1 pseudogene is annotated in these 346 nt (G+C 50.9%); it reads left to right on the top strand.

Features of this window, described 5'->3' with window-relative positions:
• Nucleotides 1-346, top strand: a pseudogene (locus ACTNC3_RS11580) (DDE-type integrase/transposase/recombinase); the annotation flags it as partial.

The raw sequence follows: 346 nt of genomic DNA, 5'->3' as shown, positions 1-346 counted from the left end.
GTCACTGGCCAAGCTTGGTATCTCGATCTCTCATGCGCCTGTAAGAAGTGGGAAGTCGAAAGGCAAAATCGAGAAATTCCATCAGGTGGTGGATGCATTCGTTCGGGAAAGCAAACTGAAAAACGTCCGATCACTGGATGAGCTCAACCGTCTGTGGAGTATCTACCTCGAGGACCAATACCATAACGATCCTCATGCTGGCATCGCCGAGTACTATCAGTGCCTCAACGCAGTCGTTCCACCGGAAGGGATCACACCACGGCAGGAATGGAACCGGGATACACGTCCGCTGAACTTTATCGATGTCAATACCATCGCAGAAGCCTTTCTGCATCACGAAAATCGG

Origin of the sequence: Oribacterium sp. HCP3S3_B9, from assembly GCF_052064255.1 — a bacterium.
Lineage (GTDB): Bacteria > Bacillota > Clostridia > Lachnospirales > Lachnospiraceae > Oribacterium.
The sequence above is the reverse complement of the archived record's forward strand: the minus strand, read 5'-3'. Positions and strand labels throughout refer to the sequence as shown.